Origin of the sequence: Streptomyces sp. NBC_00659, from assembly GCF_036226925.1 — a bacterium.
In the GTDB taxonomy this organism is placed as follows: Bacteria; Actinomycetota; Actinomycetes; order Streptomycetales; family Streptomycetaceae; genus Streptomyces.
Map to the genome: position 1 here is coordinate 7,030,316 of NZ_CP109031.1, position 22,493 is coordinate 7,052,808.

A 22,493-nucleotide genomic window follows, 5' to 3' on the forward strand; every position below is an offset into this window, starting at 1 on the left:
TCGGCCCCTCACCGGTCGCCGTCCTTGGTGAGCACTCCGACGGCCGCTGTCGCCGGGTCCTCGTCCGGGTCGGCCGTGTGCGCTGTGACCGGTGCGGCCGGTGCAGAGCCTTCGGTGTCGACGTGCGGGAGCAGTCGGTCCAGCCACTTCGGCAGCCACCAATTCGCCGTGCCCAGCAGGTACATGGCGGCGGGGACGAGCACGAGGCGGACGACCGTCGCGTCCAGCACGATGCTCAGCGCGAGGCCGAGGGCGAGCATCTTGACGACGATGCTGTCGTTGAGCAGGAACGCCAGGAACACACTGGTCATCACGAGGGCGGCGCAGGTGATCACCCGGGCGGTGGCGGCCAGTCCCTCGGCCACGCTGGTGTGGGTGCTCTTGCCGGCCAGCCACAGTTCGCGGACCCGGGACAGCAGGAAGATCTCGTAGTCCATGGAGAGGCCGAAGACGATCGCGAACATCAGCGCCGGGACGTAGGGCTCGATCGGGACCCGCTCATGGACGCCGAGGAGCGAGGAACCCCAGCCCCACTGGAAGACGGCCACCAGTACGCCCCATGCCGCGCCGATGGACAGCAGGTTGAGCAGGGCCGCCTTGAGCGCGAGGACAGGGGCCCGGAAGACCAGCGTGAGCAGGGCGAAGGCGGCCGCCGCGACCACGCCGACGACCAAGGGCAGCCGGTCGGCCAGCTGGTCGCGGAAGACGATCTGCCCGACGGTCGGTCCGGTCAGGTAGCGGTGTGCGCCCTCGGGGCCGAGGGTGCGGGGCAGGACGGTGTCCGTGAGGTCGTGGACCAGGTCGGCGGTGTCCTGGTCCTGCGGGGCGCTGCGGGGCTTGATCGTGGCGGTGAGCAGGGCTTTGTCCGCGGTGGCGGTGGGTGTGCCGACGGACGCGACGCGTGGGTCCGCCGCGATCGCGCTCCTGAGGTCCTGTGCGATGCGGGAGCGGTCGGCGTCGGGGTCCGGGGCGAGGGTGACGACGAGGGTGAGCGGGCCGTTGGCGCCAGGTCCGAAGGCGTCGGACACCAGGTCGTACGCCCGGTGTGCGGTGGTGTCGGCCGCGGCGGCTCCGGAGCCGATGTGGGCGGTGCGCATGGACAGGGCGGGCACCGCGAGGGTGCAGAGCAGTACGAGTCCTGCGGCCAGCGCCTGGATCGGGCGGCGGCGGATGCCGTCGGCCCACTGGTGCCAGAAGTCCCGCCCGCCGTCCGGTTCGTCGACGGGGCGGCGGACGCGCCAGCGGTCGACGCGCGGGCCGAACCAGCCGAGCAGCGCGGGGGTGAGGGTGAGGGAGGCGAGCGCGGCGGTGACGACGGTGACGCAGGCGGCGGCGCCGAGCGCGCCCAGGAAGTCGATGCCGGAGGCGGCGAGTCCGGCCAGGGCGACGGCCACGGTGCAGGCGGCGACGAGGACGGCGCGTCCGCTGGTGGACACGGCACGGCCGGCCGCCTCACCGACGCTGCCGGTGTCGCGCAGCAGGCGTCGGTGTCGGGTGGCCAGGAACAGGGCGTAGTCGAGGCCCACGCCGAGGCCGATCATGCTGGCCAGGGTGGGGGCGGTGGTGGCGAAGTCCACCTGTGAGGCGAGGATCTTGAGGCCGAGGAGGCCCACGCCGAGGCCGGCGACCGCGGCCACCAGCGGTATACCGGCCGCGGCGACCGATCCGAAGCCGACGAGCAGGACGAGGACGGCGGTGCCCAGGCCGATGAGTTCGGGCAGCCGGTCGGGGCTCGTGTCCTTCACGGCCTGCCCGAGCTGTCCGCCGTACTCGACCTGGACGCCGTCGTCGCGCAGATCCTGTACGGCCCGGTCGACCTGGCCGAGCCAGTCGGCGTCGTAGGTGGCGGGGTTGGCGTCGAGGGACAGTTGGAGCAGCGCGGTGCGGCCGCCGGCGGAGAGCGACCCGGCCTCGGCCGGGGCGGCGAACGGGTCGAGAACGCCTAGGACGTGGGGCAGTTCGCCGAGGTCCGCGGCGGCTGCCTCCACCTGCTGTCGGTGGTCGTCGACGGTGCCGTGCGCGGTGTGCAGGACGAGGGGTGACTGGCTTCCCCTGCCGACGCCGGAGGCGTGCACCTTCAGCAGGTCGGTGCCGGTCTGCACCTGGGTTCCGGGCAGGGAGAACTCGTCGCTGTAAGCGCCGCCGAAGGCGTGGGCCAGGCCGAAGGCGGCGGTGAGCAGGAGCAGCCAGGCGGCCACGACCCGGCGCGGACGCAGCGCACACCAGCGACCGGTGCGATACAGCACGCCCGGCCGGCGGCCGGACGGTGGCGGGGAGGAGTCGGCGGAGGACTGTGCGGTGGACATTGCTTCCTTGAAGGCAGGGGACGGGGGTGCGGCGATGCCGCGGCCACAGTCTCGTGCCGGGTCACGAACGCAGTGTTCGGCGAATGTTCGGGGAGTGTGAGGCCGTATCGCCGGGGCCGGGGAGGCGCGTTCGGCCGCGTTAGCATCGCAGGACGAAAGCGCTGGTCCGCAGGCACACCGAGCGGACGCGGCCCGGTGTGCCTGCCGGGTCGACCCCGGCCGCCGGAGCCGAGAGAGGGCGAGCAGCCTATGCCGACCGAGGACCCCGCCGACGCGATACCGTCCGGCCCGCCCGAGCCCGGGTCCCGCGCCGGGCACGGACTGGTGCTGGTGGTGGAGGACGAGCGCGGGATCGCCGAGCTGGAGCGGCTCTATCTGGCCCGTGAGGGTTTCGGGGTGCATGTCGAGGCGGACGGTGAGACCGGTCTCGCGCAGCTGGCCCGGCTGCGGCCGGTCGCGGTGCTGGTGGACATCGGTCTTCCCGGCGCCGTGGACGGGGTGGAGTTCTGCCGCCGGATGCGGGCCGCCGGCGACTGGACTCCGCTGCTGCTCGTGACCGCGAGGGACGAGGAGGCCGACCGCGTCCTGTGCCTCGAACTGGGCGCAGACGACTACGTCACCAAGCCGTTCTCCCCGCGGGAACTCGTCGCCCGGGTGAAGGCGGTATTGCGCCGCACCGCCGGGCCTCCGACGCCGGGGCCGCTCGTCCGGGACCGGATGGTCGTCGATCCGCTGCGCCGCGCCGTGCGAGTGGACGGCACCGCGGTGGAGCTGACCACGACCGAGTTCAACCTGCTGCACCATCTGGCGCGCAGCCCCGGTCAGGTGTTCAGCCGGGCCCAACTGCTGGCCTCCGTATGGGGCCACGCGGACTATGGCGACGGGCGGGTGGTGGACGTCTACGTCTCCCAGCTGCGGTCCAAACTGGGCGACGCCGTGCCGATCCGTACCGTGCGCGGCGTCGGCTACAGCTACCGAGTGGCCGGGTGAAGGGCGCCGTGCCGGGCGACCGGAGCGCGGCGCCGCGGTACGAGGAGGAGCCCGCGCGGAAGCCGGGTTCCGGCGCGGATCTTCCCGCCGGTGCACGGCCGGAATCGGACCGGTGTCCCACGTGCCGCCCCGCCGGGACGCGGGGCGGGCGCCGGCCGGGGTTCCCGTTCAGGCGCTGGTCGCGCGGCGAGCGCCGAACGGCGTCGCTGCGCCGGGTGCTGGTCGCGCTCACCAGCGCGGTGGCGCTGGTCGCGGTGGGCCTGACCGGGGTGGCCGCCTGGCAGGCGGCGGGCCGCCAGGCCGAGTACCGGGAGCGCGATCAGCTCGGGCACCAGGCGCAGGTGCTGGCCCAGCTGCCGGGTGTGTCGGCCGCCTTGGCCCGGAGCGCCGGCCCGTACGCCGGGGTCGCGGGGGTCCGGGTTGCGGCGGTCGCACCGGACGGCTCCGTCAGCGGATCGGCCGCCGCCGTGCTCGACCACGACGACCGGGACGCTCTCCTCGCCGCTCACCGCCTCTCCACCTGGGGAACACTCGACGGCGAGCGGCTCCTCGTCGAGGGTCGTCCGGGCCGGGACGGCGGCGCGACCGTGCTCACCCGCCCCGCCACCGACGTCGCGGAGGCCGTCGACGGAACACGGCGGGCACTCGTTCCGCCCCTGCTGATCGGCCTGCTCGGTGCGGCGCTGGCCGGCGCCCTCGCGGCTCGGCGGATCGCCCGCCCCCTGGCGACGGCGGCCTCGGTGGCGGGGCGGCTCGCCGCCGGTGAACGCGGACTGCCTCCCGAGCCCCCGGGCGGCACGGTCGAGGCAGCGGAACTGGAGCGGGCCCTGTCCGTGCTGGACAGCGCGCTGGCCGACGGGGAGCGGCGCCAGCGAGATTTCCTGCTGTCGGTCTCGCATGAGATCCGCACACCCCTGACCGTGGTCAGCGGGTATGCCGAAGCCCTCGCGGACGGGGTGGTCGGGGCCGGGGAGACAACCGAGGTGGGAGCGACGCTGCTGGCCGAGACGCGTCGTCTGGAGGCGTTCACCAGCGACCTGTTGGCACTGGCCCGGCTGGAGGCCGATGACTTCCGGCTCGCCCCGGCCCGCACGGATCTGGCCGAGGTGGTACGGGAGGCGGCCGCCGCCTGGAGGGCCCGCGCCGACACCTACGGCGTTCCGCTGCGCACAGAACTCCCCGACGGCCCCGTCCGGATCGTGACCGACGGGTTCCGGGTCCGACAGCTCCTCGACGGTCTGATCGGCAACGCACTGCGCGTCGTACCGGCCGGCGCTCCCGTCGTCCTGGCACTGCGGACGGACGGCGCCGGCCTTGAACTCGAGGTCAGGGACGGCGGTCCCGGCCTCGAACCGGAGGACGAGGTGGTGGCCTTCGAGCGTGGTGCCCTGCGTGACCGTTACCGGACGACCCGTCCGGTCGGCAGCGGCCTGGGCCTTGCCATCGCCGCCCGGCTGGCAACCCGGCTGGGCGCCACGATCAGCGTGACCGGCCACGGCCCGGAAGGCGGCGCCTGCTTCGCCGTACGCCTGCCACCGGACCGTGCTCCCGTAGCTGCCGACGCCACCTCGTAGTCGCGCTGAGAGCGGCGACTCACGGCAATAGGGAGTGGAGCGCACCGTTGCCGGCCGTCGCCCCGGCCGCCGCCGGGGTATCAGGGGCGGGGATCGGTACGGAGTCGGCATGGTCGGGGGTGGGCGGGGGCCGGGGGTCCGGCTTCGGACGGCTGGTGCGCTGTCCCCCTGTCCTGTCACTGTCCGGTCCACCTGTGCTGTCTGCTCCGGGCGTTCGCTTCGGCGACCAGGGCGCTCAGCAACTCGGCCGGGGTGAGGTGGCGGAGGCGGTCCGGGTCGGCGTCCCATTCGACGCCACCGGCGAGCGGGCGGAGTCGGACGTACGGGCCACTGTGGCCCATGACCCGTCCTACGCGGTCGCGGGCGGTGTCGTGGACGGTCGCACCGACGGCGGGGACCCCGTCGGCGTCCTCGGTCACCCGGCGATCCCCTTCGTGATCACGTCCGCGAGCAGGAGGGCGACGGAGGCCGAGCACACACCGAGATGGACGAGTGCGTAACGGGCTTCGGCCTTGCGGTCGTCCGCCCAGGGGGTGCGGATGTCCATTGCGGGAAGCTGGATGCCGGCCTGGGACAGGGCGTCGGCGAGCGCGTCGCGGGCATCGAGGGCTTCCTGGATCTTCGGGGTGTCGGTCGGAGGGCGGTGCCGAGTGGTGGCGGGGTGGGGCGTCGTCACGTGGTCCGGGTGTCGGGGCGTGGGGGGCATCGGCATCCTCGTCGGTTCGGTCCTGCGGAATCCGTCATCCGGCTGCGCTGGACGAATTGCGCCGCGCAGTCGGGGTGTTACGAGAATGCGGTCGGATGCGGACGGCCGCTGCGTGGATGGGGCTGTGCTTCCCCGCGGCACGATGGTCGTTCCACACCTTCCACACCGGCGGCGAGTCTTTCGGAGGCGGGTCGTGCCGGACCGTGCGGCGGGAGCGTCCCACGTCGGCAGGAGTGGGCCTCCCGCGCGCCGTCGGTCCTGAGTCGGTTGGGCACGTTGTCGAGCTGTCGGGGAATCGTTCCGGACGAAGATCAGGCGGATGGTGCTCCTGCTCGGCATCTCGGTTGCCTGGAGGTCGGAGCCGAACTCGAAGCCGATCGCCGTGATCTTGTCGGATTGGCTGCCTTCAAAGCAGCCGAGGAGGAACTGGGCGTGGCCTGGTCGACGGAGAGGCCGCTCACCGTTCCCTCGCTCCCGTTCCGATGGTGTGTCCTCGTCTGCCACCGCGGACTGATCCGGATCAGCGGTTGACGGACTGGATCTCCTGGACGTTCATGTCCTGGGTGGTCTCGAACGTGCCGTCCGGCAGGTTCCCCGCCGCGCCGCCGCTGCCCTGCCAGGAGATCTGCCAGGTGATGGACGCGCTCAGCCGGTACGGCTTCCCGTCCGTGGCACGCAGGTAGGTGATGCCGCACGGCGGGGTCCTGCCGGCGTCGCCCTTGGTGTACGGGGTGCCGATGGAGCCGTCGTCGTTGATCGCGCAGTCACCGGAGGCGGGGGAGGTCTGGGCGTCGCCCGTGCCCGGGTTCAGGTGGAGGGCGACCGGCTTCGCCGTCGTCTCCGCCCACACTCCGGCGGCCGCCAGCTCCGCGCGCACCTTGACCGGCTTGAAGGTGCCCTTGTCCAGCCACACCCAGGTCGGCACGTTGACCGTGGACTTGGCGGCCGGCTTCAGCTCGATCTCGGTCTCGGGAACCTTGATCTTGTTGTAGGCGTAGGCGGCGAGGACGTCAGGGGTGGGGGCGTGCTTGTTGGCGGGGAGCGTCCTGGCGTTCTGCCAGAACAGGGTGTCCTCGCAGTCGTACGACGCCGGGTCGTTCGCCCTGTCCTGATTGATCACCCCGCGCCAGAACATGCCGTCCTTGCCGAGGTTGTAGTTCTCGTAGCCGTCCCCGCTGCCGTTCTCCGCCTTGCCCTTCTCGTAGTGGTCCACCATCAGGTCCTCGCCCCAACTGAGCGTGGGCGTGACGGGCACCAGGTCCGTGTTGGGGTTCTTCTTGAGGCGGTCCACCGCCGCCTTGAGTGCCTTCGGCGTGGCCACCGGTTCGTACCAGCACGCCGGGGGCTTCCAGTTGGGGTCCACGGGGGCGAGGGCCTTGGGTGAGGTGCCCGAGGTGCTGCCGTTCGACTGCGTGACCTTGATCTGGGTGGCGGTGGCTTTGGCGGTCAGCGTGCTGCCGGACGAATCGCCGGACGGGCCCGAAGGCGGGGGCGCCTGGCCCTTCTTGTCGCCGATCGAGAAGGCCGCCGGGGAGGCGAGAAGCAGAGCGGAAACGGATACGACGACGAGGCCGCAGGCCCTCGCTGTGGACCGCATCAGTTGCAGCCTCCGGCGACTGTCGTCAGCGACACGTTCTTCCAGACGCCCTGTGAGGTCTTGTCCAGCCTTGCGCGGTACTGCAGCACGGACTCGGGCTTGTCGGGTGTGGCGGTGACCTTGCCGGTTTTGCGGTTCTTCGTGGAGGCCTTGCGTTCGTCGACGCAGTAGAAGAGCACGCCCGAACCGCTGTCGTTGATGTGGACCTGTGGGTTGTAGGCCGTGACCTTGCCGATCAGACCGTCGTCGGTGTCGGTGAAGCTTTTGATCCACTTACGGGCGGACGTCAGGGAGGCCCCCGAGTTGTAGAACGCCACGGCGTCAGAGTCCGGGTTCGACTCGATGATGGCCGCGTACTTCGACCTCAGCTCCTCCCGGCCGTCGTTCAGGATCGCCTGGAGCTTCGGATCGCTGTTCGTCCAGCCTTCGAAGTTCGCCTGGAACTCCTTGGAGAGCGTGATCTCCGGTCGCCCGGCGGCGTCCTGTGAGGCTGGAGCCGAGGAGCCGGCTGAGGTCTTCTCGCTACCGGCGTCCGCTCCCTTGATCTTGTCCGAGGACGAGTCGTCGTCCCCTTCCGAGCCGCAGGCGGTCAGCAGCAGGGCCGTGGATGCGGTGAGCGCGACTACGACGAGCCGGGCGGGGCGGTTCACTTGGGACTCCTGTTGAGGTGGGGGTTGCGCAAGTAAACCAACGCTATCCGTGGGGCATGTCGCGACACCAGTTGAGATTCCGTCAGGAAGGGGCAACTGGCGGTCGGCATAAGGTGGTCTGTCGTCACGGACCTACCCGATAGCAACCAGGACGGTGACGCGCGTGTCGGGGCTTCTGAAGGCTTCACCGCTGTCGTCCCGGTACCACCCGGATGCGCCGGGTGAATTACGCTGTGTAGTCCAGTCGTTACGAGAATCAGCCGTGCCTGAGTGTGGCGGCCGGGCTGTGGGCGGGGTCGTGCTTGCCCGTCGCGCGGTGGTGGTTCCACGCACGTTGCACATCGGTTATGCGAACGTCCCGGAGGGAGCGGTATGCCGCAGCGTCGCGTCATCACCGGCCGTAGCCAGGAACCCCGTCAACGGTTCGCCGAGGAGTTGCGGACCCTGCGGGCCGGGAGTGGGACGAGTCTGCGGGCGCTCGGCGAACGGCTGGGCTGGGACTGGTCGTTGTTCGGCAAGATGGAGAAGGGCGAGACGCTCGGCAGCCCGGAGGTCGTCCAGGCGCTGGACCAGCACTATGGGACGCCGGGTCTGCTGCTGGCGTTGTGGGAGCTGGCCGCAGGGGACCATACGCAGTTCCGGGAGCGGTACCGGCGGTACATGGCGCTGGAGGCGGAGGCGGTGAGCCTTTGGCACTTCGCGGTGAGCGTCCTGCCGGGGTTGTTGCAGACGCCGGGGTACGCCCGGGAGGTGCTGGCGGCGGGCGGGCTCAAGGGGAAGGAGCTCGAGCAACAGGTCGAGGCTCGAATGGGGCGGCGGGAGTTGTTGGAGGGGGAGGACGCGCCCAGGTTCCGGACCATTCTTTCCGAGGCGGTCTTGCGCATGGCGCTGCTGAACACGCCTGAGTGGCAAGGGCAGTTGGAGTACCTGGCTGAGATGGCGGAGCGCCGAAACATTGTGGTGCAGGTGCTGCCCTTCAGTGCTGGGCCGTACGGACTCGACAGCACCGACGTGTGGTTCCTGCGTCTGCCGCACGGACGTACCGTGGCTTACACGGAGAATGCATACAAGGGTGACCTGATCGAAGACGGCGCTGCGGTTGAGAAGCTGCAAGGTGCCTACGATGCAGTCCGTGACCTGGCGTTGCTCCCGGCCGAGTCGCGGAAGTTCGTCCTGCGCATGTTGGAGGAAGTGCCGTGCGATCCATCGACCTGAGCGTCGTGACGTGGCGCAAGAGCTCTTACAGCAACTCGGACGGTGGCGCTTGCGTCGAGGTCTCTGACGACTTCGCCGCCGTCGTCCCGGTACGGGACAGCAAGGTTCCGCACGGCCCCGCGCTCGTGTTCCCGGCGGCCGGCTGGGCCTCCTTCGTTTCAGCCGTCAGGGACAGGAATTTGGGCGACTGACGACGGCTACTCCACGTCCGGCTCGCGTGGGTCGGCGGACGGTACGGAGTCCCGTGGCGGTACGACCTCGGGCCCCGGGGACGGGGGCGTCGTCTCCGTCCGCCGGGCCGGGGTCCGTGCCTGGGCCCGCAGTCTGCGCCGGTGGCCGGCGCGGTCGGGGCGGCCCTTGTAGCCCGTGGGCTGCCACTTGTTGCCGTGCCAGAGGTCGGACGGAACCCAGCGGGAGCATGCCTGTTCGACGTCCGTGGTCACGTTGGCGATATTGGTGAGCTCGACGCGGTAGCGCAGCCTCGGGAGACCGTCGGCGGGCGGGTCGGCGTCCCGTACGCGGCGCCACAGCAGGGGGTGATCACGGTCGAAGTCCCCGCGGGGAAAAGTTCGAGTAGGCGAGAAGCCATCGAGCCACTTCGTTGTTGACCAGCGCGGCTCCCGACAAGCCGACAGCGGCCACCGACAGAGCGACCGCGGCGACGATCAGGCCGGGCGGGACCTCCTTCTGCCCGTACCGCACAACGGTCGCGTCGTCGGACGGCCGTCCCGGCAAGCTCCCCCCGGTGCTCATGGGCGCCACGGTACCGGCCGCGGTCAGTCCACGGAATCCGCTCCGTTCCGAGCTGCCGAGTTCATTTCCGAGACCCTCGTATGCTGGGCGTGTGAGGCGGACTTCTTTTGCGAACTGGCCCTGTTCCATCGCGCGAACGATGGATCTGCTCGGCGACTGGTGGACGCCTCTGGTGTTGAGGGAGGCGTTCTACGGGATCAAGCGGTTCGACGCGTTCCAGCAGGAGCTCGGCATCGCGCGCAACACGCTGACCGACCGGCTCCGTCGGTTGGTCGACGAGGGGCTCATGGAGAAGCGGGCCTACCAGACGGACCCGGTGCGGTACGACTACGTGCTGACCGAGATGGGCCGGGACTTCTTCGGGGTGCTGGCCGCCATGAACAGCTGGGGCAACCGCTGGCTCAGCGGTGAGCAGGGGCCTCCTGTCGTCTTCCACCACGACCGCTGCGGGCACGAGAGCGAGGCCGCGGTCGTGTGCGCCGACTGCGGTGAGCCGATGACTGCCGAGGACACCCGTCCGCGGCTCGGCCCCGGCTACCCGCCCCACCTTGCCGAACGCCCGGACATCCAAAGGCGCTTCACCGCCTGAGCGCGCGACGGCTTCCGGGTCCCTGGGCCGTCCGTTTCCGAGTCGGCTTCCGGGTCCGTCGGCCGTCCGTTTCCCCGCCCCTCCAGGCCTTGTGTCGGGCGGGGTTTTCCTTGACATGACAGTCTATCTACGCAACTCTCAAGGTCAGAGCCCTAGGGGTGAGCTTTCTGGGGGACGAGAGGAAGGCCGGAGACTCATGGAGTGGACGGGCGCCCGCTATGCGGACCTGCCGACCGTCGAGGTGCGGACACGGATCGAGGCTCCACCGCGGCGGGTGTGGGACCTCGTCTCCGACATCCGGCTGATGCCGGGCCTGAGCGCGGAGCTGCAGTCGGTCGCGTGGCTCGACGACGTGACGGAGCCGCGCGTCGGCGCACGCTTCGTGGGGCGCAACAGGCATGAGTCGCTGGGGGAGTGGGAGACCACCTCGTACGTGGTCGAGTGCGAGCCGTTCCGGGCCTTCGCCTGGGCCGTCGCGGACCCCGAACACCCCAGCACCGTATGGCGGTTCGGCCTGGAGGGGGCGGACGGCGGCACGGAGCTGACCCAGTGGATGCGGATGGGGCCGGGCCGTTCGGGGTTGTCCTTCGCGATCGACCGGATGCCGGAGAAGGAACAGAAGATCGTGTTCGTACGGCTGCGGGAGTTCGAGCGGAGCATGACGGACACCGTCGAGGCGATCAGGAAGCTGGCCGAGAGCGCGGAAGGGGTTGGTGCGTGATGCGTACCTCCACGACGATCGAGGCGTCGGCGGGCGACTGGCGGGAGACCGTCGACTTCGTGGTCGAAGCCGAGAAGCTCGGGATGGACATCTGCTGGGTCGCGGAGGCCTGGGGCTCCGAAGCACCCTCTCCGCTGGGCTACTTGGCGGCACGGACCGACCGGTTGCTGCTCGGCTCCGGGATCATCCAGCTCGGGACCCGCACCCCGGCGGCCATCGCCCGTGCCGCGATCACGCTCTCCAACATCTCCGACGGACGCTTTCTCCTGGGTCTCGGACCGTCCGGCCCTCAGGTGATCGAGGGGCTGCACGGCGTGCCGTTCGCGCGCCCGCTTTCCCGGATGAGGGAAACCGTGGAGATCGTCCGGCAGGCGGTCGCCGGGGAGAAACTCTCGTACGAGGGACGGGAGTTCACCATTCCGCTGCCGGGCGGGGAGGCGCGGCCCATGCGGATGTCCGTGCGGGCCGAGCACGAGCTGCCCATCTATCTCGCCACGCTCTCGCCGAAGATGCTCCACCTGACGGGCGAGATCGCCGACGGCTGGCTGGGCACCAGTTTCGTGCCCGAGGGCGCCAAGGAGGCGTACTTCGACCACCTGGACGCGGGCCTCGCGGCGGCGGGCCGCGGTCGCGCCGACCTCGACATCTGCCAGGGCGCGGAAGTCGCCTTCGCGGAGGACGAGGACGCGCTGCGTGCCATGGTCGCGGGCCGGAAGAAGGAACTCGCCTTCAGCCTGGGCGGCATGGGCTCCGCCACCACCAACTTCTACAACGCCGCCTACAGCAGGCAGGGCTGGGCGGAGATCGCCGCCGAGATCCATGAGCGCTGGCAGGCCGGGGACCGGGACGGCGCCGCCGGGCTCGTGAGCGACGAGATGGTCCTCGGGACCACCCTGATCGGCACCGAGGACATGGTCCGCGAACGGCTCCGCGTCTGGCGCGCGGCGGGCGTCGACACCGTCCGCCTCTACCCCGCGGGCGAAACCCTGGACGAGCGGCTCACGACGCTGGGACGCGCGCTGGCCCTCGTGGCGGAGGAGAACGCGGTGATTGCCGAGTAGTTCCTCGGACCTTTGTCTCTGTCTCTGTCTCTGCCTCGGTCTCGGTGCAGGGCCGGGCCGGTGCCGCGCGGCACCGGCCCGGCCGTCGTGCGCAGCGCGGCCCGGTGACGGCCGTCGAGACCGTCACCCGATCGGCGGAGCCCCCGTGGCGGCGGGGGAGCGGCGGGCGGACGCTCGAACTCCCCGATGCTTCCGGCACGGGGACGGCCGGCGGCCGACAGCGCAGCGAGGTGGTCGAGCATGAGCCAGGATTCTTCGAGACCTCAGGGCCCCCCGCCCGGTGGAGGCACGGGATCCCAGCCCAGCGGCGGCGACATGCCGCTGTGGGGAGACCAGTGGTCCGGAGCCGCTCCCGCCGCGGGAGGCATGGGGCCGCCGCCCTCGGGCAGCAGTGGCTGGGCGGCGGGTGGAGTCACCTTCGCGGGCGTCCTCCTGCTGGTGAACGGCGGCCTCAACATCCTCCAGGGCATCTCCGCGATCGCCAAGGACGATGTCTACACGCGCGTGAACAACTACGTCTACCGCATCAATCTCACCGGCTGGGGCTGGATCCTGCTGATCCTCGGCGCGATCGCCGTCGTCACCGGCTGGGGGATCCTCAAGGACGCCGGGTGGGCCCGGATCACCGGCATCGTGCTGGCCTCGCTGAGCATGCTCTTCCAGTTCATGTTCCTGCCGTACGCGCCGATCTGGTCGGTCATCCTGCTGGCCATCGACGTCTTCATCATCTGGGCGCTGGCCACGTACCGGCCCGACCGTCCGCGCTGACGCGCCCTTCTTCCGGCCCACCGCCGGGGCGAGCGCCGCCGAGAAGGGGGCCGTCCCAGTGCCGTCGAACCCACGAACCGGACCGAGCGGAACGAGACACGCCATGGACGACGTGATCGACCGGACGCGAGCGGGCGTGCCCGCCCGCGGCGCCGCGGGCACCGTCGACGATCCGGAGACGACGTGAGCACCGGAGACGTGAGCGGCGGCGCGAGCGGTGCCGGCGAGGGCGGCGCGCACGGGCGGGAGCTCGCCGAACTGCGGGCCCGGGTCGCCGAACTGGAGCGGCGCGAGCCGAGACGCGAGCACCACCGCGTCCGGTCGACCTTCGCTGTCGTGCTGGTCCTCCTCGCCGCCCTCCTCACCCCGCTGAGTGCCGTGGCGGCCTGGTCGAGCGATCTGATCGGCAACACCGACCGGTACGTGTCCACCATGAAGCCGCTCGCCTCCGACCCGGACGTCCAGGACGCCGTCGCCAAGCGGGTGACCGACGCGGTGATGCAGCACGTCGACGTCCAGTCGCTGCTCGAATCCGTCGCCCCCGCCGACCGGCCCGTACTGACCAAGGCGATCGGCCCGCTGAGCGGTCCGATCACCAGCGGCCTCACCGACTTCGTGCACACCGTGGCGCTGAGGTTCGTCAGCAGCGACGCGTTCGCCACCCTGTGGACCGAGCTGAACCGGAGAGCGCACGCCGCCGTGGACAAGGCGCTGACCGGAAGCGGCGGCGGAGCGGTGAAGCTCACCGACGACGCCGTGGTCATCGACCTCGCCCCCGTCATCGACCAGGTCAAGCAGTCGCTCGTCGACCAGGGGCTCGCCCTCGCCGCGAAGATCCCCCAGGTGCACACGAACTTCACCGTGCTGACCTCCGACTCCATCGGCAAGGCCAAGAAGATCTACCGACTGCTCCAGCTCGTCGGGTTCTGGCTGCCGGTCCTGACCCTGCTGCTGGCGGCCGGCGGTGTGCTGCTCGCCGTACGCAGACGTCGTGCCCTCGTCACGGCGGCGCTCCTGGTGGCGGGTGGGGCGGCGGTCCTCGGCATCGCGCTGTGGATCTTCCGGGCGATCTATCTCGACGGTCTCCCGGCGGCGGTCTCCCAGCCCGCGGCCGGGTCGGTCTTCGACACCCTGGTGCGCTACCTGCGGACGTCGGTACGCCTGATCATCACCCTCGGCATCATCGTGGCCCTGGCGGCCTGGCTGACCGGCGGCGGCCGGGCGGCCAAGCGGGTCCACGCCGCCTGGACCGGCGGTATCGGTGCCGTGCGGACGGCGACCGGGGCCGAACTCGGCGCGGTCGGCGCGTGGGTGCACCGGGTCAAGACGTGGCTCAACTGGACCGTGGTCGCGGTCGCCGCCGTCGTCCTGCTGGTCTGGAACTACCCCACGGCCGTCGTCACCGTCTGGATCGCGGTGCTGGCCCTGCTGGCCCTGGCGGTGGTCGAGTTCCTCGACGACGACGGCACCCCGCACCTGATCGACGTCGGCAGCGGCCCGACGGCGGGGCCCGCGGCCAAGGCCCCGGCCTGACCCATCGGTGTTCGTCGGCGTCCGCCCATGTCCATGGCCGGTCCGGACGTCCGCCGGTGTCTGCGGCCGGTCCGGCGATTGCCGACTGGCGTCCATGGCCGGTGCGGAGTGCACCGGCGTCCGGGTCCGGTCCGGTCCGGTCCGGCGCCCGTGTCCGGGTCCGGTCCGGCGTCCGGCGTTCGGGTCTGGTCCGGCGTCCGGCGTCCGGCGTTCGTCGGCGGGCGCCGGGTGGGCCGCGGCCGAAAAGCACCTGACAGATCGTCGGGGCCGGGTTACGCTCCCCGCGATGATGACTTCCTCCGCAATCAGATGGGGGGACCCGTCCGCGCAAGGTGAGTGCTGATGCTCACTTCGACCGCGTACGAGGATTCCCTCCTCTCCTTCTGGCCGCGCGTGCGGGACTTCGCCGTGCCGCCCACCATGATCGAGACCGCGACCGCCCGCCGCCGCCACGGGGACTGGGCGGGGGCCTGCGCCGCCGCCGGCGTCGACATCGACTTCGATCTGCGTTCGCTGGCACGTACGCACGGCAGCGAACTGGCGTCCCGAATCCGCCGCGATCTACGCCATCTGGCTCCCGACCTGCTGCGCTGGCACATGCCGAGAGTCGCCCCCGACGGGCTGCTGCGCCCCGGCCTGACCATCACGCTGGCCCGGTACGACCGTGCCGCGCGCGATGGCGTGCGTCCCGTACGGCCTGTGCACCTCGTGGTCCGTACTCCGCCGGCCTGGGCGGACGGCGGCCAGCGGATCAGCCTCGCGCTCTGGGACGGAGCTCCCGGCGGTTCCCGCGACCGCTTCTCCTTCGACACCGGTGCCCGCCGCCATCCGCACCCCCGCCCCAGCCGCCGGTACCGCCTGGATCTGCACCGCCACCTGTGGGACACCCGCAGGACCGATGAGCTGCGGGTCCGTTCCGGCGCCGACCTGCCGACGGACGACATCCGTCGGGGAAGCGCGGATCCACCGGGGCCGGTGCCCGGGGACCCCGGCTGCGCCGTCGGCCGGTGGGCGGACGAGGCGGCGATCCTGCTGCGCGACGAGGGGCGCGCGGCCGGCACGGTCACCGTGTGGCTCGGGGCCCGCCGGCGGCTGCTCCTGGAGCTGTCCGCGGGCCCGGCACGTGTCGGTCCGCCTCCACTGCGGATCACCGCCGTGCCCGCCGACGGGGGCGGCGTCGACTTCGCGGTGCCGGCCCTGCCCGACGCCGCGACCTGGGTGCTGCCCGACCTGGCACTGATCCGCGCCGGGGTCATCGGGCCCGAGCGGCTGCATCCGCTGGTCGCCTCGGCGCTCGTACCGGACCACACGCCCGCCGGGTCCCGTGGGAACGCGGACCCGACGGGAGCGCCACGCCTGGTGGACTGCCGGGGAGCCCGGCACCGGATCGGCCTGGTCGACGGCTTCCTCGTGCCGCTCGACCACGATCCCGCCGAGATCCGCCGGGAAGAGCTGCTGGTCGCCCTGACCGGCACACCCCTTCCCTGCCTCCGGGCCATCGACGACACGCACCGGCAGCCGCAGGGCCTCTCCGGCGTCCGTGAACGGCTGCGCCACGGCGACACCGCCGGGGCGCTCGCCGTGGTCGAGGGGCTGTTGGGCCCCGAGGCGGTGCTGCGTGGCGGCGCCCTGCGCGACGAACTCCGGGCCGCCGCGCGGCGGCGTCTCACCTACGGGCTGTTCAGGGCCGGACTGACCGGTCCCGGACCCGAACGCCTCGTCCCGGGGTCCGCCCGGCCCCGCTGGCACCGCTCCCACCCGCGTGAAACAGCCGGTCGCTGACCGTTCCCGGTCGCCGACCGTTCCCGGCCGCCGACCGATCGTCGGCCGCTGACCATTCGTCGGCCACTCGCCGTCCGTCCAAAGCCAGTTGACCGCCCCGGGGTCAAACCCCGTGCACAGGCGGCCCGTTATCGAACCCAAGGTGATCAGACATGCCCACGAACAGCACGCTCGCCGAAGCCTCCGCCGTCGCCGACCCGGCCCACACCGCCCGCCTAGACGTGGCCGACGCCCCCGTCGACGTGGCCGACGGCACCGAACCCGCCGTGCTCGACGCCCGCGTCGATCCGCCCGGCGTCACCCAACTCGACGTGGCCGACGCCCTGTCGGCCCTGCTCCGTGACACCGGTACCGAGCCACGTCCCGACAGCCAGCTGGAGGCACTGACCCTCGCCGTCGCCGCCGACCTGCCCGTACTCCTGTGGGGTGAACCGGGGATCGGCAAGACCGCGGCCCTGACCCAGCTCGCCGAGACCCTGGACCTGCCCCTGACCACGGTGATCGCCAGTGTCCACGAGCCCTCCGACTTCTCTGGACTGCCCGTCCTCGGTGACGACCCCGCCGAGCAGGGCGTGCCCATGGCCCCGCCGGACTGGGCGGTGCGCCTCGTACGCGCCGGCCGCGGCCTGCTGTTCCTGGACGAACTGTCCACCGCGCCCCCGGCAGTTCAGGCCGCCCTGCTCCGTCTCGTCCTGGAACGGCGCATCGGATCCCTTCAACTGCCGCCCGGGGTAAGAATCGTGGCCGCGGCGAACCCGCGCTCCTCGGCGGCCGACGGCTGGGAACTGAGCCCGCCGCTCGCCAACCGGTTCGTCCATCTCCAATGGGCCCATGACCACGACGTCGTCGTACGCGGGCTCGGTGGCACCTGGCCCCGTGCGACCCTGCCACGCCTCGACCCGCACCGGCTCCCGGACGCCGTGGACTTCGCCCGCCGCGCGGTGTGCGGACTCCTCGCCGCCCGCCCCGCGCTCGTCCACCGGCTGCCCAGCAGCGAGACCCGCCGGGGCGGCGCCTGGCCCTCGCCCCGGAGCTGGGAGACGACCGTGCGGCTCGTCGCCTTCGCGCACGCGGCCGGTTCCTCACGGGAAGTGCTCTCCCTGCTGGTCAGAGGCGCCGTGGGCGACGGCCCGGGGCTGGAACTCCTGGCGAGCGTGGACCGTATGGACCTGCCCGACCCCGAGACCCTGCTCGCCGACCCGGCGGGCGCCGTCCTGCCCGAGCGGGGGGATCTGCGCCAGGCCGTCCTCGACGGCGTGGTGGCCGCGGTCCGCAAGCGGCCCGACAGGGCGCGCTGGGACGCCGCCTGGGCGCTGCTCGTGCGGGCGCTGGACACCGGAGCCCCGGACCTGCTGGTGGTTCCCGCGACCACCCTCGCGACGCTGCGCCAGGAGGACTGGGACGTCCCGGAGTCCATCGAGCGGCTGGCCGGAGCGGTGGCCATCTCGCGGCGCGCGGACGACGCGGCGGCCCGCGTCGCGGTCGCCGCCGGGGCGCGACGATGACGGCGACCGCGCCAGGGGTTCTGGACCGGGAGAAGCTCTACGCCGCCCGGCTGCACGCGGCGCGGGCGCGGCCCTACCTCGCGACGGCGCTGTTCGCCCTGCACACCGTCGAGTCGCGGTGGGTGCCGACGATGGCCGTCGACCGGCACTGGCGGTGTTACGTCTCGCCCGGGTTCGTGGACCGCACCTCCGTGGAGGATCTGGCCGGTGTCTGGGTGCACGAGGTGTCGCACCTGCTGCGCGACCATCACGGCCGCAGCGAGCGGTTCGCCCGCGAAAACGGACTCACCGGCCCCGCGGAGCGGCTGCGGATGAACATCGCCGCCGACTGCGAGATCAACGACGACGCGTTCGGTACAGGGCTCGTGCGGCCCGAGGGCGCCGTCATGCCGCAGCTCCTGGACCTGCCGCCGGGCGAGCTCATGGAGGACTATCTGCGCCAGTTCCGGCTCGGGCCGCGCACGGAGGCCATGGCCTGGCTGGACTGCGGCAGTGGCGCCGACGGACGCGAGCGGGAGTGGGACCTCGGACCGGACGGCGCGCACGGCCTCAGCGCGCAGGAACGCGACGCCGTCCGTTTCCGGGTCGCGCAGGGCATCAAGGCCCGCCCCGGGAGGAGCCCGGCAGGATGGGAACGGTGGGCCGAGGACGCCTTCCATCCGCCGCAGCCGTGGCGGGAGTTGCTGGGGGCCGCGGTCCGCTCCGCGGCCTCGGGGCCCGGCGCGGGGGAGGACTACACCTACGGCCGGCCGTCGCGGCGCTCGGCCTCCGTACCCGGTGTCGTCCTGCCGAGCCTGCGCCGCCGGCCGCCGAGGGTCTCGGTGGTCATCGACACCTCCGGGTCGGTCAGCGACGCGGAACTGGGCAGCGCCCTTCTGGAGGTCTCCGCGATCGCCCGTGCCGTGGGCGGCCGCCGCGACCTGGTCACCGTGGTCTCGTGCGACGCTGCGGCCGGGGTCGCGCAACCCCTGTGCCGGGCCGAGGGCATTCCGCTGCTGGGCGGCGGCGGTACGGATCTGCGCTCGGGATTCACCGTGGCACTCAGGGCACGGCCATGCCCCGACGTCGTGGTGGTCCTGACCGACGGACAGACTCCCTGGCCGGAATCGCGGCCCCCGTGCCGGACGGTCGTGGGCCTTTTTCCGCGCGGGGACGGCTCCTGGGACGAGGACGATCCCGACTACGTACCGGACGAGCCGCCGGCCTGGGCCCGCGTGGTCGAGATCGGCTAGGACCTGTCCGGTCGAGCAGGGTGGAGGATGCCGACGGCAGCTGGTGGGCCCGGCACTGACGGCGACCGGTGGGCGCCGGTGCCGAGGCCGCCTGGTGGCCGCCCCGTGTCCTCGCCCCGACCGGCCGGACAGGGCCCAGGGAGAATGCTTCTGACGCTTCCTCAGACACCCGGACACCCGGACACCCGGACACCCGGACACCCGGACACTCAGACGCTGTACCCCCCGTCCACCCCCAGCGCCTGTCCGGTGATGAAGCCCGCGCGGTCCGAGGCCAGGAACGCGACGGCCTCGGCGACGTCCCGGGCGGTGCCGAAGCGGCGCAGCGGGGTGTTGCGGCGTGCGATCTCCAGTGCCGTGTCGTCGAGTTCGCCGGAACCGATGAGACGGGCCGCGTTGCCGTCGGTCAGCATGCCGGGTCCGACGCAGTTCACCCGGACGCCGTAGCGCCCTTCCTCGGCGGCCAGGGCGCGGGCGACCGCCTCGACCGCTCCTTTCGGCCCCGAGGAGAGTCCGTCGCGCACCGGGAACCGGCGCGTGGCCACCGTGGTGACGGCGACGACGCTGCCCCGGCTCTCCCTGAGCAGGGGCAGCGCGGGATGCACCAGGTTGAAGAACGCGCCCGCGTCCGCGTCGAGTTGGGTGCGGAACTCGCTCGGGGTGACCCTGCTCAGATGCACCATCGGCACATGCGGGCCCGCCGCGTGGACGAGGGTGTGCAGTCCGCCGAGCTCCGCGGCCGTCTCGGAGACCGCGGCGGCGACTGCCCGCTCCTCGCCCAAGTCGAGTCGCAGAGCTCGTACTCGGCGGTCCGGCTCCGCGAACTCCCGCGCGATCTCCGTGGCGAGCGCGTCGGCGGCGGTCCGGCTGGAGCGATACGTGAACACCACGTCACTGCCTCGCTCGGCGAGGATCCGCACGACCTCCGCGCCGATGCCTCCGGTGCCGCCCGTGACGAACGCGACGCCTTTCCGGTGCGAGAAGTCAGCGCGCTGTGAGCGATCCGCCCGGTGTGAGCGATCCGCGCGGTGCGAGGGGTCCGACGGTTCCGACATGGGTGTCACCGTCCCAGGGAAGGCGGGGGACGGGTCATTTCAGCACGCCCGCGTCGTCGGCACCAGAAGGCGGACGGGGCGAGGGAGAGAAGGAGAGGGAGAGAATCGGACGGAGTGCTCAGGGGCGGGTCGCCGGCAGGTGGAGGTCCGTGCTCGACAGGGTCATCGGCGCTGCCGAGACGGCTCGCAGACGTACGCGTACGCCGGCTCGCGGAAGCGTGAACGTCCCGTCGGGCGGCCGGAGTTCATAGCGTCCGAAGGCATGGCCGGCCAGGGTGGAGGGACCGGAGGTCACCGACCAGTAGCGGCTCATGCCCTGGCCCGTGGTCAGCGTGAAATGCGGACTCAGCGCCGCAGCACCGAGGTTGGTGACGCCGACCGTGAGTCCGGTCAGGGTATGCGCGGCGCGGCGCGTCTCGGTGACCCGCATGCGCAGCGGCGGTGACCCGGTGGCCGCCAGGCTCACCGCCGCCGCCGAAGGGGCCAGCAGCAGGGCGACCGCGGCCACCCGGGCCCCGCGCCGGTGCGGACCGCGCAGGAAGGCGGGGCGGGGCTGCCACGCGGTCCGGAAGGACTGCCAGGGCGCGGTGATCGCGGCGGCCACCCACAACGGCGTCATCAGCAGGTAGTAGCCGTCCTGCGAACGGGTGGCCGCGTAGAACGCGCACCAGGGCAGCACCGTCGCCGCCGGCCCCAGCCGCCGTACGAACAGCACGAACAGCACCAGCAGACCCGCCGCCAGCAGCAGGCTCGCGTGCGCGTACCAGGCGAGGCGGTCGCTGCCGTCGGTGAGGTACAGCGAGATGCCGACCAGGCCCTGTCCGTGGATGTCCGCGTCCTGGGTGAGGGGCAGAGCGATCCCGGAGAGCCAGGCGCGCGGCTCGCTGACGATGAAATACGAGTTGATCAGCAGCCAGGTGATGGCGGCGGTGCCGGTGATCCGGCCCACCGCGATCGCGGCCGCCCGTGCGCCCAGGTCGCCGCGGCGCAGCGCGTACACCCCGGCCAGCAGGAACGGCGTGAGGAACCAGGGGAGTTGCTGCGCCGCGCAGGCCGCCCCGAGGCAGGCCGCCCGCGCGAGGTCGCCGCGTCCGCCGCCGCCCATCCGGGTCCAGCCCACCACCACCGGGATGAGCAGCGCGCAGGCGAGGATCGCCGGGTAGCCGAGCCGCGCGTACGTCGGCAGCAGACCGAAACCGAGACAGGTCACGGTCGCGGCGGACCGCCACGGCACCGGCAGCATCCGCCACATGACGACCGCGCCCGCGATCACGGCCCCGGTGCCGACCAGCGTGGCGGCGGCCGAACCGTGGCCCACCCACAGCAACGGCGCGGTGAGCATCGGCGCGAGCGGCGGATAGCCGTACGTGAAGTCGTAACCGCCGTTCATCGTCGCGGTGAGGGCGACGCCGTGGCCGAAGAGCCAGGGCCAGGGGCGGCCGTACACCTGGTGGCCGGCGAGGAACTCGTGGGCGGCCCGGGCGGTGAGGACCGACTCGTCGCTGCCCCGGTGGTTCATGACCAGCCCGCACACGACGAGTGTCACCGCGGTCACCAGGACGACGAGGTCGAGCCGCGCCAGCGAGCGGCCCCGGCGCACGACGAGGGCCAGAACGCCCGTCGCCAGGATCGAGGCGTAGCAGAGCGAGACGATCGAGGCCACGAGGAGCCGGTGGCTCGCGGCCTGCGCCCACAGCGGGCGCGTGCCGATGAACAGGCTGATGTCGGCCAGGAGGGTCAGGACGCGGTGCCACTGCGCCGGCGCCTCGTCCGGGTTCCGTCGCGCGACCGCCTCGCCGGGCGAGACCTTCGAGGGGGCCTGCCGGCGGACGGGCGCCGGCGTGATTTCTGCCGAGTACACGACGCCATAAGCTAGTTGTCGCAGGTGAGCGAGGTGCGACGGGGCGTGAAGAGTCCGGTGTGAGCCCAGTAAGAGCCGGCCGGGCGCGTCAGGCGTTGGCCAGGGACACCTCGGTGGACTTGATGAGCGCGACGACCTCGGAGCCGGCCACGAGGCCCAGGTCGGAGACCGCGTCCCCGGTGATCGCCGAGGTCAGCTCGCCGCCCGCGACCTGGACCTTGACGCGGGCCATGGCGCCGCCGGAGGCGACGTCGGTGACCGTGCCCGGCAGTTGGTTGCGGATGCTCAGCCCGTCCACCGGGCCGGTCGCGAGGGAGACCTCGGTGGACTTGATCAGGGCCCGCACGGCGGAGCCCGGCGCCAGGCCGAGTTCCCGTACGGCCTCCAGGGTGACGGCCGCGGTGATCTCCTGTCCGGCGTCGAGCCGGACCTTCACCGTCGCCATCACCTCACCGGGGGTGACGGATGTGACGGTGCCGGGGAGTTGATTGCGGATGCTCAGGCTCATGGGGAGGCCTCACTTGCTGAGATGCGTGATGGATACGGGCTTATATGCGTAGTTTGCCGCACGCGTCGGCTCCCGGTCCGGGGCGCG

Annotated in this window: 22 protein-coding genes; 12 read left to right on the forward strand and 10 right to left on the reverse strand. The window is 72.1% G+C overall.

All coding sequences use genetic code 11. From position 1 onward, the window contains the following. Positions 1-8 precede the first annotated feature (8 nt). The gene (locus OG410_RS30740; protein WP_329302057.1) at positions 9-2,306 is read right to left on the reverse strand and encodes an MMPL family transporter; all 2,298 of its coding nucleotides are present in this window, start codon (positions 2,304-2,306) and stop codon (positions 9-11) included. 249 nt (positions 2,307-2,555) lie between these two features. Between OG410_RS30740 and OG410_RS30745 the strand changes: the two genes are divergently transcribed. Next, positions 2,556-3,296 carry a response regulator transcription factor gene (locus tag OG410_RS30745; RefSeq protein ID WP_329302058.1) on the forward strand — a complete coding sequence of 247 codons (741 nt, stop codon included), beginning with the start codon at positions 2,556-2,558 and terminating at the stop codon, positions 3,294-3,296. Between the two features lie 215 nt (positions 3,297-3,511). After that, positions 3,512-4,870, forward strand: a complete 1,359-nt coding sequence (locus OG410_RS30750; protein ID WP_329302059.1) for a sensor histidine kinase — start codon at positions 3,512-3,514, stop codon at positions 4,868-4,870. Positions 4,871-5,046: 176 nt separating this feature from the next. Here the strand turns inward: OG410_RS30750 and OG410_RS30755 are convergent, their stop codons facing one another. The 4 genes from OG410_RS30755 to OG410_RS30770 all read right to left on the reverse strand — a co-directional run bounded on the left by OG410_RS30755 (position 5,047) and on the right by OG410_RS30770 (position 7,823). Next, the gene (locus OG410_RS30755; protein WP_329304492.1) at positions 5,047-5,289 is read right to left on the reverse strand and encodes a hypothetical protein; all 243 of its coding nucleotides are present in this window, start codon (positions 5,287-5,289) and stop codon (positions 5,047-5,049) included. Beyond that, complete coding sequence (locus tag OG410_RS30760) at positions 5,286-5,576, reverse strand: hypothetical protein (RefSeq protein ID WP_443063815.1); 291 nt, start codon at positions 5,574-5,576, stop codon at positions 5,286-5,288. Before OG410_RS30760 ends, OG410_RS30755 begins: the two co-directional genes overlap by 4 nt. A 520-nt stretch (positions 5,577-6,096) precedes the next feature. After that, positions 6,097-7,173 (reverse strand): hypothetical protein, encoded by a 1,077-nt coding sequence (locus tag OG410_RS30765; protein ID WP_329302061.1) that lies wholly within the window; start codon positions 7,171-7,173, stop codon positions 6,097-6,099. Then, positions 7,173-7,823 (reverse strand): hypothetical protein, encoded by a 651-nt coding sequence (locus OG410_RS30770; RefSeq protein ID WP_329302062.1) that lies wholly within the window; start codon positions 7,821-7,823, stop codon positions 7,173-7,175. The genes OG410_RS30765 and OG410_RS30770 overlap by 1 nt, the downstream gene beginning before the upstream one ends. 372 nt (positions 7,824-8,195) lie before the next feature. Between OG410_RS30770 and OG410_RS30775 the strand changes: the two genes are divergently transcribed. After that, positions 8,196-9,038 (forward strand): helix-turn-helix domain-containing protein, encoded by an 843-nt coding sequence (locus OG410_RS30775; RefSeq protein ID WP_329302063.1) that lies wholly within the window; start codon positions 8,196-8,198, stop codon positions 9,036-9,038. Continuing rightward, positions 9,020-9,229 carry a DUF397 domain-containing protein gene (locus tag OG410_RS30780; protein ID WP_329302064.1) on the forward strand — a complete coding sequence of 70 codons (210 nt, stop codon included), beginning with the start codon at positions 9,020-9,022 and terminating at the stop codon, positions 9,227-9,229. The genes OG410_RS30775 and OG410_RS30780 overlap by 19 nt, the downstream gene beginning before the upstream one ends. A gap of 6 nt (positions 9,230-9,235) precedes the next feature. Here OG410_RS30780 and OG410_RS30785 read toward each other — a convergent pair whose 3' ends face one another. Together OG410_RS30785 and OG410_RS30790 are read right to left on the reverse strand one after the other, a co-directional pair. Then, the gene (locus OG410_RS30785) at positions 9,236-9,481 is read right to left on the reverse strand and encodes a hypothetical protein (protein ID WP_329302065.1); all 246 of its coding nucleotides are present in this window, start codon (positions 9,479-9,481) and stop codon (positions 9,236-9,238) included. Positions 9,482-9,578: 97 nt separating this feature from the next. Further along, a complete protein-coding gene (locus OG410_RS30790; RefSeq protein ID WP_329302066.1) occupies positions 9,579-9,791 on the reverse strand; it encodes a hypothetical protein in 213 nt (70 codons plus the stop codon). A gap of 139 nt (positions 9,792-9,930) precedes the next feature. On the opposite strand from OG410_RS30790, the gene OG410_RS30795 reads away from it, so the two are divergent. The 8 genes from OG410_RS30795 (at position 9,931) to OG410_RS30830 (ending at position 18,982) form a co-directional block, all read left to right on the forward strand. Beyond that, positions 9,931-10,380, forward strand: a complete 450-nt coding sequence (locus OG410_RS30795) for a winged helix-turn-helix transcriptional regulator (RefSeq protein ID WP_326785027.1) — start codon at positions 9,931-9,933, stop codon at positions 10,378-10,380. Positions 10,381-10,576: 196 nt separating this feature from the next. Continuing rightward, entirely contained in the window at positions 10,577-11,101 is a 525-nt protein-coding gene (locus tag OG410_RS30800; RefSeq protein WP_329302067.1) for an SRPBCC family protein, read from the forward strand. Further along, entirely contained in the window at positions 11,101-12,162 is a 1,062-nt protein-coding gene (locus OG410_RS30805; RefSeq protein ID WP_329302068.1) for an LLM class flavin-dependent oxidoreductase, read from the forward strand. The genes OG410_RS30800 and OG410_RS30805 overlap by 1 nt, the downstream gene beginning before the upstream one ends. Positions 12,163-12,402: 240 nt before the next feature. Then, positions 12,403-12,930 carry a DUF7144 family membrane protein gene (locus OG410_RS30810; protein ID WP_443063816.1) on the forward strand — a complete coding sequence of 176 codons (528 nt, stop codon included), beginning with the start codon at positions 12,403-12,405 and terminating at the stop codon, positions 12,928-12,930. 183 nt (positions 12,931-13,113) lie between these two features. After that, positions 13,114-14,463 carry a hypothetical protein gene (locus OG410_RS30815; RefSeq protein WP_329302069.1) on the forward strand — a complete coding sequence of 450 codons (1,350 nt, stop codon included), beginning with the start codon at positions 13,114-13,116 and terminating at the stop codon, positions 14,461-14,463. A 342-nt stretch (positions 14,464-14,805) separates the two neighbouring features. Then, a complete protein-coding gene (locus OG410_RS30820; protein WP_329302070.1) occupies positions 14,806-16,245 on the forward strand; it encodes a hypothetical protein in 1,440 nt (479 codons plus the stop codon). Between the two features lie 152 nt (positions 16,246-16,397). Beyond that, the gene (locus tag OG410_RS30825; protein WP_329302071.1) at positions 16,398-17,750 is read left to right on the forward strand and encodes an AAA family ATPase; all 1,353 of its coding nucleotides are present in this window, start codon (positions 16,398-16,400) and stop codon (positions 17,748-17,750) included. Continuing rightward, positions 17,747-18,982 (forward strand): vWA domain-containing protein, encoded by a 1,236-nt coding sequence (locus OG410_RS30830; RefSeq protein WP_329302072.1) that lies wholly within the window; start codon positions 17,747-17,749, stop codon positions 18,980-18,982. The genes OG410_RS30825 and OG410_RS30830 overlap by 4 nt, the downstream gene beginning before the upstream one ends. A 209-nt stretch (positions 18,983-19,191) precedes the next feature. Here OG410_RS30830 and OG410_RS30835 read toward each other — a convergent pair whose 3' ends face one another. The 3 genes from OG410_RS30835 to OG410_RS30845 all read right to left on the reverse strand — a co-directional run bounded on the left by OG410_RS30835 (position 19,192) and on the right by OG410_RS30845 (position 22,406). Further along, complete coding sequence (locus OG410_RS30835) at positions 19,192-20,037, reverse strand: SDR family NAD(P)-dependent oxidoreductase (RefSeq protein WP_329302073.1); 846 nt, start codon at positions 20,035-20,037, stop codon at positions 19,192-19,194. Positions 20,038-20,155: 118 nt separating this feature from the next. Then, a complete protein-coding gene (locus OG410_RS30840; protein ID WP_443063817.1) occupies positions 20,156-21,898 on the reverse strand; it encodes a hypothetical protein in 1,743 nt (580 codons plus the stop codon). 88 nt (positions 21,899-21,986) lie between these two features. Then, a complete protein-coding gene (locus tag OG410_RS30845; RefSeq protein WP_329302074.1) occupies positions 21,987-22,406 on the reverse strand; it encodes a TOBE domain-containing protein in 420 nt (139 codons plus the stop codon). Between the last annotated feature and the right edge of the window lie 87 nt (positions 22,407-22,493).

What these genes read in the sequence shown, in the direction of transcription:
- OG410_RS30740 (WP_329302057.1), bottom strand. Translation starts at nt 2,306, where the DNA reads ATGTCCACCGCACAGTCCTCCGCCGACTCCTCCCCGCCACCGTCCGGC.
- OG410_RS30775 (WP_329302063.1), top strand. Translation starts at nt 8,196, where the DNA reads ATGCCGCAGCGTCGCGTCATCACCGGCCGTAGCCAGGAACCCCGTCAA.
- OG410_RS30835 (WP_329302073.1), bottom strand. Translation starts at nt 20,037, where the DNA reads ATGTCGGAACCGTCGGACCCCTCGCACCGCGCGGATCGCTCACACCGG.
- OG410_RS30790 (WP_329302066.1), bottom strand. Translation starts at nt 9,791, where the DNA reads ATGAGCACCGGGGGGAGCTTGCCGGGACGGCCGTCCGACGACGCGACC.
- OG410_RS30800 (WP_329302067.1), top strand. Translation starts at nt 10,577, where the DNA reads ATGGAGTGGACGGGCGCCCGCTATGCGGACCTGCCGACCGTCGAGGTG.
- OG410_RS30830 (WP_329302072.1), top strand. Translation starts at nt 17,747, where the DNA reads ATGACGGCGACCGCGCCAGGGGTTCTGGACCGGGAGAAGCTCTACGCC.
- OG410_RS30805 (WP_329302068.1), top strand. Translation starts at nt 11,101, where the DNA reads ATGCGTACCTCCACGACGATCGAGGCGTCGGCGGGCGACTGGCGGGAG.
- OG410_RS30825 (WP_329302071.1), top strand. Translation starts at nt 16,398, where the DNA reads ATGCCCACGAACAGCACGCTCGCCGAAGCCTCCGCCGTCGCCGACCCG.
- OG410_RS30820 (WP_329302070.1), top strand. Translation starts at nt 14,806, where the DNA reads ATGCTCACTTCGACCGCGTACGAGGATTCCCTCCTCTCCTTCTGGCCG.
- OG410_RS30760 (WP_443063815.1), bottom strand. Translation starts at nt 5,576, where the DNA reads ATGCCCCCCACGCCCCGACACCCGGACCACGTGACGACGCCCCACCCC.
- OG410_RS30745 (WP_329302058.1), top strand. Translation starts at nt 2,556, where the DNA reads ATGCCGACCGAGGACCCCGCCGACGCGATACCGTCCGGCCCGCCCGAG.
- OG410_RS30765 (WP_329302061.1), bottom strand. Translation starts at nt 7,173, where the DNA reads ATGCGGTCCACAGCGAGGGCCTGCGGCCTCGTCGTCGTATCCGTTTCC.
- OG410_RS30845 (WP_329302074.1), bottom strand. Translation starts at nt 22,406, where the DNA reads ATGAGCCTGAGCATCCGCAATCAACTCCCCGGCACCGTCACATCCGTC.
- OG410_RS30795 (WP_326785027.1), top strand. Translation starts at nt 9,931, where the DNA reads ATGGATCTGCTCGGCGACTGGTGGACGCCTCTGGTGTTGAGGGAGGCG.
- OG410_RS30810 (WP_443063816.1), top strand. Translation starts at nt 12,403, where the DNA reads ATGAGCCAGGATTCTTCGAGACCTCAGGGCCCCCCGCCCGGTGGAGGC.